Genomic DNA, 9,986 nt, shown 5'->3' with positions numbered 1-9,986 from the left:
CAACTCCCCAAACCCAAGCTGACCCGTCGACTTCACTGACATCGCAATCCCTCCGCCGTCATCGACAGGGAATCACGATCCGAGGATTTCGCAATAGTCCCCGCAGGGGAGCAATGGCTCCCCAATTCCTCCACCTCTTGAGGGGGAGGTGGACCGCGCAGCGGGCCGGAGGGGGTCAACGGCCTCTCAGCCGACCCCGCCCTTCCTACTGCGTCCGCCCCCGCGCCTGGATGCCGGCGCGGCGGGCTTCCACGGACTCCGGGGTCACATGCCGGTTGTGGGCCGTCGAGCGCGCCTGCTCCAGCTCCAGGCCCTGGCGAAGCGTCGTCTCGTAGCCGTCGTCGATCATGGCCTTGTAGGTGATGAGCATGTCGAGATCGATGCTCGCCATGTCGGCGGCCAGCTGCAGGGCTACAGGCACCAGTTCCTCCGGCGCCACCACCCGGTTGACCAGCCCCCAGGCCTCCGCCGTCCGGGCGTCCAGGAAGTTGCCGGACAGGGAGAGCTCCTTGGCCCGGTAGGGTCCGATCAGGCGCGACAGCTTCTGCGAGAGCCCCCATCCCGGCGTGATGCCCACCCGGGCGTGGGTGTCGGCGAACCGGGCCTTGGTGGAGGCGATCAGCACGTCGCAGGCCAGGGCCACCTCGAAGCCGCCGGTGATGGCCACCCCGTTGATGGCGCCGATCACCGGCTTGCGGCAGGCGATCACCGCCCAGGCCGGGTTCTCCGAGGGCTCGGTGGCGTTCGCCGCCCGCAGCCCGTTCGGGTCGCCGCCCAGCTCCTTCAGGTCCAGGCCCGCCGTGAAGGCTCGCTCGCCCGCGCCGGTCAGCACGATCACCTTCACCGCCGGGTCGGCGTCCAGCCTCTGCAGCGTCGCGTGCAGCTCGGCCCTCAGCGCCCGGCTCAGGGCATTCATCGCATCGGGTCTGTTGAGGGTGACCAGGGCGACCTGGTCCTTGATGTCCACGAGCAGCATGCGGTTCCTCCCGGCGTCTGAAATCTGGCGAGCAGAGGAGGGGACCGCCCCGGGGGAAGTCAAGCGGCGGCCCTTTGGACCTTGTTCACCGCAACGCGCCGACCCCGGAGGTCGCCCGAGTACCGGCTGTATCTCATTTGAGTTCCATCACGATCTTTCCGAGCTTTCCCGTGAATCTAGCCGGTACGTCATAGCTCAGATCGACCGGGGTTCCCGTATCTTGGCCAAAATCCAGCGTCTCCTCGGTCGAGAATCGGAACGGGATCGTCTTCTCGACCCGGACCGTCCCGACCGGCGCTCCATCCACCTTGAGGGTAGCTGTAGCGGGCTTTCCCATGCCCGCCCCTTCCGGCACAACGTCCACGGAGAGCTTGTGCTTCCCGGTCGTCAGCGGGTCCTTGGCGACGACGCGGAAGTTAGACCCATCAGCGAAGGTATAGCTGAAGACAGGGCGGCCGTTCTCGAAGTACAAGCCCCATCCCCCGAACAGTCCGCCCTGGGTGGCGATCACACCATTGTCATTGCCGATGACCTCGACCTCGGTGCTGAGTCCCCAGCTTCGGTTCTTGATGTTGGGTGCGGCGCCTTCAGGGATACGGGTCATGCCCGCCATGTAGGTGAATCTCTTGCGATCCCCGGTCAGGCTGGGTCGGATGCCCTCGCCGAACCGCTCTGCGGCAGAGGTCTGGATAGGCAGAACATTGTACCTTGCGGCTTCCACATAGAAGCGGGTCTGCATTTCCCGGAGCTTCTCGGGGTTCTTCGCGGCAAGGTCATTGGCCTGCGAGAAGTCCTTGTCGATGTTGTAGAGTTCCCACTTCGTCGTCAGCACGTTCATGTCGTTGCCGACCCCGCTCCAGGGCAACCGCGTGGGCGTTGTCGAGGCGAACCAGCCATCGTGGTAGATTCCGGAGTTACCGAAGATCTCGAAGTACTGGGTCGTGCGGCGTCCCGGCGCCTTCGGGTCTGCAAAGGCATACAGCATGCTCGTGCCTTCGATTGGACGCTGGTCGACGCCGTTGACGCGCACCGGCTGCGGCAGATTCGCCGCCTCCAGCACCGTAGGCACAACGTCGATGACATGGTGGAACTGAGTACGGATCTCGCCCCTGGCCTTGATGCCTTTGGGCCAGGACACGACCATTCCGTTCCGCGTGCCGCCGAAATGACTGGCCACCTGCTTGGTCCACTGGAACGGGGTGTTCATCGCCCACCCCCAGGGGACCGGATAAAGGTTGGAGGATTTCCAGGTCCCGAAATCGGGCAGGCGGCTCTCGACATAGTCGAGACTTTCCTGGCTCTGCGCGACAATGTTCATGTCATTGAATGCGCCCCGCAGCGAACCCTCACCGCTGGCGCCATTGTCACCCACCACGAAGATGACCAACGTATTGTCGGTCTGGCCCATGTCGTCGATGGCTGAGAGGACCCGGCCGATGTTGTAGTCAGCTTGCGCAACGTGTGCGGCTGCAAGCTCCATCATCGCCGCATAGACCTTCTTCTCCCGCGGACTGGCCGAGTCCCAGCTGGGCATGGCCGCCGGTCTTGGGGTCAGACGGGCGTCCGAAGGAATGATCCCCATCGCCTTCTGTCGAGCGAAGGTTTCCTCTCGGACCTTGTCCCAGCCCTGGTCGAACTGGCCCTTGAACCTGGCGATCCATTCGGGCGTGGCCTGCTGCGGTGCATGGCCTGCGGCGGTGGCGTAGTACATGAAGAAGGGCTTGTCGGGCGCCATGGTCTTCTGCGTCTGCACCCAGGCGATTGCCTGATCCGCAAGATCGAAGTCGAGGTTGTAGTTCGGGTTGCCGAGATAAGGTTCGATCGGGGTTGTTCCGTCGAAGAGCGCCGGTCGCCAGTTGTTGGCGACGCCGCCGATGAAGCCGTAGAATTTCTCGAACCCTAGGCCCGTCGGCCACCTGTCAAAGGGACCCGCCTGGCTGGATTCCCAGTCGCCGACGTTGTGGTTCTTGCCGAACCAGGCCGTGTTGTAGCCGTTGAGCTTTGGGGTTTGGCCGATGGTCGCCGTGTCTGGCCCGATCATCGTGTCGTACCCGGGGTAGCCCGTCGCCATCTCCGTAACGGCGCCGGTGTGGGCGCTGTGGTGGTTGCGGCCGGTGATGAGGGCGGCGCGGGTCGGGCTGCAGACTGCTGTGGTGTGGAACCGGTTGAAGCGTAGGCCCTGGTCTGCAAGCCTTTGCAGGTTGGGTGTCGGGACCGGCCCGCCAAAAGTGCTGGTCTCGCCGAAGCCGATGTCATCCATCAGGATCAGCAGGACATTTGGAGCCTCGGCGGGCGCCTCAACGGCCCGAGGGAACGACGGGGTCGAATCCTTCGGTTGCAGGCCCTGGACCCCCTGGAAGGCGGCTGCGGGAATCGGCAGTACGGTCCTTTCCGGCACAGACGCCGCCAGAACGGGGGCCGCGAAGCCAGCAACCGCCAATGCCCCGGCGAAGTTGCAAAGCGCCTGCCTGCCAACGCCCCTCAGGAGCCCCCCGCGCCAGCAGCGCCCTGTCCGTGCGATTGTCTCAGTCATGGTCGATCTTTCGAGGACCCAGATTTCAGTGTCTGAATAAGGATCGTGACCATTGTCGCTTTTCAGTAGCGAGACAAGGGGACACAGCCGCCGTGTTTGGCGGGCGATCGCCGGCCCGTCGCGGCGACAGGCTGCAGGACGTGCGTCGCTCGGTCTCGCGCGCCGCCAGCTATCGCCCGGGCGACGGAATTCCCGTTCCGGCCAGTTGATGCTTCCGGGGGCGTCATCCTGGAGGACCTTACCCATGAACCGACGACAACACCTGCTCGCCCTGGGCGCCGGCCTGTCAGGCCTGGCCGCCGCCTCAGGCGCCATCGCGCGGTCGCCATCTCTTCGGACTGCACCCGGTCTCGAGTGGGTGACCGCCGCCGCAAAGGGGCCAGGCGTCTCCTTCCACACCTTCGGAAGCGAGGCGCGGGGCGGCCCGGTCAGCTTCCACATCTACGTCCCGCCCGACTATGCGGCCGGCCCGGAACGCCGGTTTCCCGTGGTCTACTGGCTGCACGGCTCCGGGGGCGGGGTTTCCGGCATCCCCGGGCTCGCCGCCGAATTCGACCAGGCCATCCGGAACCGCCTGGCCCCGCCCTTCCTGGTGGTCTTCGTCAATGGCCTGTCCATGGGCATGTATGTCGACTGGTCGAACGGCAAGGCGCCGATGGAGACGATCATCGTCCACGAGCTGCGGTCCTATATCGACGCCAACTGGCGCACCCTGGCGACGCGGGAGGGCCGGCTCCTCGACGGGTTCAGCATGGGCGGATACGGCGCGGCCCGGTTCGGTTTCCGCTATCCGGAGCTTTTCCGCACCGTCTCCATGATGGGCGCCGGGCCGATGCAGGAGTTCCTGACCACCGCCCCCCGCGCGAGCAAGGCGCAGGCCGAGGAGCTCCTGCGTGAAGTCTACGGCGGCTCCCAGGCGGGTTTCCAGGCGGTCAGCCCCCGCCGCTACGCCCGGGAGAACGCCGCCCGCCTCGCTGGCCGCTCCCGCCTGCGCCTCGTCATCGGCGATCGCGATGAGACCTTCGGGAACAACCGGGACTTCCACGCCTACCTCAATGGCCTTGGCATCCCCCACGACTGGATCGTCCTGCCGGGCGTCGGCCACGACCCCTTCCAGGTCCTGACCGCCCTCGGCGACCGGCAATGGGCCTTCTACCGCGCCGCCTTCGCAGACCTCTGAGGGGAGGGCGCCCCCCACGGAGAAGGCCATGCGGACACCGGACGGACTGCGACATTTCCGTGACAGTCCCCGGCAAATGTCCTGCCTGCGAGCCGCCTGACCTTGCGGACGCCGACGCCTCTGGATTCAGGTCCCGCGCATCCGCCGGCGCGGGACACGCGCCCGGCTTGGTAACAGGGGAAGGCAAGACATGCGCATCGCAACCCATGGTCGTCGGACCAACAGGCAAATTCTTCTCGCCGGAGTCAGCCTCCTGATCGGGGCCAGCCCGGCCCTCGCCCAGCAGGCGGCTCCCGCCCAGGTCGACGAGATCGTCGTCACCGCCACCAAGCGCGAACTCAGCCTGCAGAAGGTGCCGTTCTCGATCAACGCCCAGACCGCCGAGGCGATCCAGCGCTCGGGCGCCGGGTCGCTCGAAGACCTGTCGCGCAACGTCGCCGGCCTGGCGGTCCAGAACCTCGGGCCCGGCCAGAGCCAGGTCTCCGTGCGCGGCGTCTCCGCCGGCCAGGTCGTCCGCGACCAGCCCGGGGTGAAGGAGCAGGTCGGGGTCTATCTCGACGAGTCCGCGATCTCGCTGTCCCTCTTCACGCCCGATCTTGATCTCTTCGACCTCAACCGGGTCGAGACGCTCCGCGGTCCCCAGGGCACGCTCTTCGGTTCGGGTTCGGTGGGCGGCACCATCCGCTACATCACCAACCAGCCCCGGCTCGGCGAGTACGGCGGGTCCCTCGAGGCCGGTCTCAACCAGATCGACGGCGGCGGCGTCGGCGGTGACCTGAAGGGCGCCGTGAACCTCCCGCTGGGCGACAGCGCCGCCCTGCGGCTCGTCGGCTACCGCACCAACTATGGCGGTTTCATCGACGCCATCGGCCCCGCGGCGGGCAAGGACATCAACGATGGCGACCGCACGGGCGCCCGGGTCTCCGTCCTGATCGAGCCCAACGATCGCGTGCGGCTGACGCCCCGGATCGTCTATCAGCGGGTGGAGAGCAACGGCTTCAACCGTTCGGAGATCTGGAACCTCTACGCCAATCCCCAGACCACGGCCGTTCCGGCCACGACCTTCAAGCGGAACCAGCAGTTCCTCAGGTTGCGCGAGAAGTTCACCGACGAACTGGTGCTTGCCGACTTCAAGGTAGAGGCCTCCCTCACCGACGCCATCGACCTGACCTCGGTCACCAGCTACCTGACCCGCGACATCCTGGTCAGCCGCGACGCCAGCGCCCTCACGGGCTCGGTTTCCGTCGACCTTGGCTTCCCTGCGGCGGGCGTGCAGCTGGCCTCCAACCTGCGCGATACGACCAAGGTGGACACCTTCAGCCAGGAACTGCGGCTGGCCTCGACCGGAGACGGCCCCCTGCAGTGGGTGGCCGGCGCCTTCTATTCGACCATCGACCGCACCTACAACCAGCGGCTCCCCACGCCGGGATACGACGCCTTCACCGACGCCCGGTTCGGCGCCGGCACGTCGGCGGGCGCGGCCAACGGCTTCCCCCTGAACTCGCCCTTCAACTCCAGCCTGCCCTACACCATCACCCAGTACGCGGTGTTCGGCGAGGCCACCTACCAGTTGACCGAGCGCTTCAGGGCGACGGCGGGCGCCCGCTACTACAACTTCGAGGAAGAGCGGTCCTTCAAGTCGGGCGGCCTGTTCTCGAACGGCGACAACCGCAAGGACAAGACCAAGTCCGACGGCGTCTCGCCCCGGATCATCCTCAGCTACGAGGCCACCGAGAACGTCACCATCAATGGCGGCGTCTCCAAGGGCTTCCGGCTCGGCGGGGTGAACGATCCGCTGAACGTCGGACTCTGCACGCCGGCGGACCGGGCCCTCTTCGGCGGCTTCCAGTCCTACAAGGACGAGTCCCTCTGGAACTACGAGCTCGGCATGAAGGCCCGGACCGGCGGCGCGACCTTCAACGTCGCCGGGTTCTTCAACCAGATCGACAACCTCCAGGTCACCCTGGACGCGGGCAGCTGCTCGTCGCGCATCGTGTTCAACGTCGACAAGGCCCGCTCCAGCGGGGTCGAATTCGAGGTCGGCCTGAACCCGCTCGAGGGCCTCAGCCTCAACCTGTCGGGCAGCGTCACGGACTCCAAGTTCGAGACCACCCTGCCGGGCGCCCTGACCACCGCCACCGGCATCCGTGACGGCAACCGCCTGCCCAGCGTGCCGCGGTTCCAGGTGACCGCTTCGGGCAGCTATGAGTTCCCGGTGACCGACAGCCTGACGGGCTTCGTCAACGCCTCGGTCCAGCACGTGGGCGACCGCTACACCCAGCCGGCGGACCAGGAGAACAACCCGCGCACCTTCGTGCACAACCTGCCCTTCCTGGGCGCCCCGGCCTCGGCCGCCACGACGGTCAATCTCAAGCTTCCGTCCTACGAGCTGGCCAACATCAGCGCCGGCGTGGAGAGCGCCGACGGACTGACCATCACGGCCTTCGTCAACAACCTGACCGACGAGAACGCCCAGCTTTCCTTCGACCGCGAACGCGGCGGCCGCGCCCGCCTCGGCTTTGCGGTCAACACGCCGCGCACCTACGGCGTCAGCGTCCGCAAGGCCTTCTGATCCGACGGATCAGGACGCCCCGCCAGGGGCGCCGAAGACGGGGAGGGCGGGGCCATCAAGGTCCCGCCCTTTTTCCTTCCACGCCGCCGTTCCGCGACAGTCCGGCCAGGCGGGACGGGGCGTAGAGGCTCTGGGCCTCCCGGGCGGCGAGGCGGCGCTCGAGGCGCCGGGAGTCCAGGATCCAGACGTCGATGTCGCGGGCCAGGTTCGGGGCGCTCGCCCGGGCGGCGGCCTGCAGGCGGGCGAGGCGCGCTGCAGCGGCCCGCAGGGCGCGGGTTTCGGTGGGCAGGGCCCGGTAGCGCTCGTCGATCAGGAACAGGGTCGACCGGGCCGAGCTGATCATTCGGGCGGCGGTCTGCGGGTCGGGCGCGGTCGCGGCGGCGGCCAGGGCGCGGCGGGCGTCGGAGAGATGGCCGGCCAGGGTCACCGGCCCATCCTGCGCCGCCGGGCAGGCGTCGGGGGTGAGGGCGGCGGTGTAGTCGGCCAGCCCCCGGAGCACGGCCTCGGGCGGCTCGGCGCCGTCGAACTCCTCCACCACCAGGCCGCGGATGAAGGCGGGAAGCGCCTCCGGCGGCGTCTTCAGCGCCGCGCGGGGTCCGGCCAGATCCGGGATCGGCAGCGGATCGAACACCGCATTGCCGCGTACCCGGGAGAACAGGGAGGTGCTCACGTCCGCCGTGCCGGGCGCCCCCGACAAGCCCGGAAAGCGAAAGTCCGGATTGTCGCGGCCGCCGGCATGGCAGCTCTCGCAGGACAGGCCGGCGCGCGCCGCCTGGCCGCCCAGCAGAAGCGGATCGCGGAACGCCGCCCGTCCGATCTCGATCGAGCGGACCCGCGCCGGATCGTCGGGCAAGCGCAGGCACTCTGTCGGCGCCCGGCCAAGCGCCACAGCAGGGTCTGCGTCCGGCGCCAGCCAGGCCATGGCCCTCAGCGCCTCCGGCGTGTCGGACGCCAGCGCGCCGGAGGCCGCCAGCGCCAGAGCAAGTCCGACCCCGGCGCGGACCCGGCTCAGCGTCCCGGATCGCCGCCGGTTTCGATCCATGACCTCAGGGTCTCGGCCTCGGCGCATCCATAGGCGCAGGCCTGTTCGAGGCGGGCTAGCATCCGGCGCGCCCCGGCCCTGTCGCCCCGCTCGACCTTGAGCTCGCCATAGTATTCCAGCGCACCCCGATGATCCGGCGCCACCGCCAGCGCCTGGCGGTAGAAGCCCTCCGCCGTGTCGAACCGGCCAAGCCGGCGGTGCGCAAAGCCCTGGTAGGTCAGGACATCCGGATGGGGTCCGAACGCCGCCCGGGCCGCGTCCAGGCTGACCAGGGCGGCTTCATAGCGCCCCTCGTTGATCAGACCCACGGCGTCGAGATAGGCGGCGTCGCCGGCGTCGGCCAGGATCAGCGGCTGGTCCAGCCGGGCGCCGGGCGAGGCCGGTGCGGCCAGGGCCTGCTCAAGCTCGGCGGTCAGGCTGCGAAGCTGCGCAGCGTCGCAGCCCGGACCACAGGCCGCCGCCTTGGCCCTCAGCCAGTCCAGCTGCTCCTGCGCCTTGGGATCCTGAAGCCTGGCCAGCGCCAGTCCAAGTCCGCCACGCACCGAAAGGTCTTCCGGCGCCAGCCTCAAGGCCCGCTCGTAGGCGCGCCTTGCACCCCTCCAGTTCTCCGCGCCGGCGTGGGCCGCGCCCAGCAGCTTCCAGGCCTCCAGGTTCTGGGGAACCGCCTGGGTCACGCGCTGGGCCGACCGGGCGGCGGCCCTGTAGTCGCGCGCATTGAGCGCCGCCAGGGCCTTGGCGTACTCCTCGGCGGGGTCATAGCTGGGCCCGCTGTCTGACGGCAGGTCCAATCCGCCGCCTCCGCCCGAGCCGGCGGCCAGGGCCGCTCCGCCTGTGATCGCGGCGATCACGCCGGCCAGCACCAGAACCCTGAACGACCCCATCGCGCGTCCTCCGATCCGGAAGTGTCGCGCCTATCTGTGCCCTCGGGGAAGCCGCCTTGGCAAGACGCCATCTCAGGGGGCCGTCCCCTGCGGCGACGACCTGCCGGATGCGACGGCGCGACGGCCGTCATCGATGTGCGAGACATCGCCGACGTGGCCGTCGAAATCCTGACCCACCCGGCGGCGCACGCCGGTCAGAGCTATACGCTCACCGGCCCCGAGAACCTTACTGACGCCCAGATGGTCTCCGCGATCGCCCGCCAGATCGGCCGCGACGTCCGCTATGTCGACGTTCCGGAAACGGCGGCGGTGGACTCGCTGACCCGGATGGGCTCCCCGCCCCAGGTGATCGAGTGGCTGATGAGCCTCAACCACGTCATCAAGCAGGGCTGGGCGGCCGGGGTCTCGCCCGTGGTGGAAACGATCACCGGGCGCCCGCCGCGCAAACTCGCCGACTTCGTCCACGAGAATGCGGCGGCCTTGAGGTAACCGCCCCCCGTCCTCTACCCCAGGACCCACGTCGGCGAGGAAGGCGATGTCGCCGAAATCGAAGGCAGCGAGGGCAACCGCATCGCCCTCAGCGCCCCTGCAGAAGACGGAACCCCGGACTCGACCGGAGCGGATAGAGCCCGCGGACCCGTTCAGCCTGAGGGCGAACCCTCGACTCCCTCCAATTCCTCCCCCTCCCGAGGGGGACTATTGCGAAATCCTCGGATCGTGATTCCCTGTCGATGACGGCGGAGGGATTGCGATGTCAGTGAAGTCGACGGGTCAGCTTGGGTTTGGGGAGTTGGCGGCGGCT

7 protein-coding genes are annotated in these 9,986 nt (G+C 68.2%); 3 read left to right on the top strand and 4 right to left on the bottom strand.

Annotation, left to right across the window (positions count from 1 at the left end):
• Positions 1 to 205 precede the first annotated feature (205 nt).
• Both INE98_RS08760 and INE98_RS08755 read right to left on the bottom strand, forming a co-directional pair.
• Positions 206 to 976, bottom strand: a complete 771-nt coding sequence (locus INE98_RS08760) for an enoyl-CoA hydratase (RefSeq protein ID WP_293538277.1) — start codon at positions 974 to 976, stop codon at positions 206 to 208.
• A gap of 133 nt (positions 977 to 1,109) precedes the next feature.
• The gene (locus tag INE98_RS08755; RefSeq protein ID WP_293538275.1) at positions 1,110 to 3,509 is read right to left on the bottom strand and encodes an arylsulfatase; all 2,400 of its coding nucleotides are present in this window, start codon (positions 3,507 to 3,509) and stop codon (positions 1,110 to 1,112) included.
• 244 nt (positions 3,510 to 3,753) lie between these two features.
• Between INE98_RS08755 and INE98_RS08750 the strand changes: the two genes are divergently transcribed.
• Positions 3,754 to 4,689, top strand: a complete 936-nt coding sequence (locus tag INE98_RS08750) for an alpha/beta hydrolase-fold protein (RefSeq protein ID WP_293538273.1) — start codon at positions 3,754 to 3,756, stop codon at positions 4,687 to 4,689.
• A gap of 190 nt (positions 4,690 to 4,879) precedes the next feature.
• Positions 4,880 to 7,261, top strand: coding sequence for a TonB-dependent receptor (locus INE98_RS08745; protein WP_293538272.1), 2,382 nt, complete (start codon positions 4,880 to 4,882; stop codon positions 7,259 to 7,261).
• A 55-nt stretch (positions 7,262 to 7,316) separates the two neighbouring features.
• On the opposite strand, the gene INE98_RS08740 is transcribed toward INE98_RS08745, so the two are convergent.
• Both INE98_RS08740 and INE98_RS08735 read right to left on the bottom strand, forming a co-directional pair.
• Positions 7,317 to 8,303: a hypothetical protein gene (locus INE98_RS08740; RefSeq protein ID WP_293538270.1), complete on the bottom strand. Its 987-nt coding sequence runs from the start codon at positions 8,301 to 8,303 to the stop codon at positions 7,317 to 7,319.
• The gene (locus INE98_RS08735) at positions 8,270 to 9,184 is read right to left on the bottom strand and encodes a tetratricopeptide repeat protein (RefSeq protein ID WP_293538269.1); all 915 of its coding nucleotides are present in this window, start codon (positions 9,182 to 9,184) and stop codon (positions 8,270 to 8,272) included. Before INE98_RS08735 ends, INE98_RS08740 begins: the two co-directional genes overlap by 34 nt.
• Before the next feature lie 153 nt (positions 9,185 to 9,337).
• Between INE98_RS08735 and INE98_RS08730 the strand changes: the two genes are divergently transcribed.
• Positions 9,338 to 9,673: a hypothetical protein gene (locus INE98_RS08730; protein WP_293538268.1), complete on the top strand. Its 336-nt coding sequence runs from the start codon at positions 9,338 to 9,340 to the stop codon at positions 9,671 to 9,673.
• Positions 9,674 to 9,986: the final 313 nt, after the last annotated feature.

The organism is Phenylobacterium sp. (genome assembly GCF_020253645.1).
In the GTDB taxonomy this organism is placed as follows: Bacteria; Pseudomonadota; Alphaproteobacteria; order Caulobacterales; family Caulobacteraceae; genus Phenylobacterium.
The sequence above is the reverse complement of the archived record's forward strand: the minus strand, read 5'-3'. Positions and strand labels throughout refer to the sequence as shown.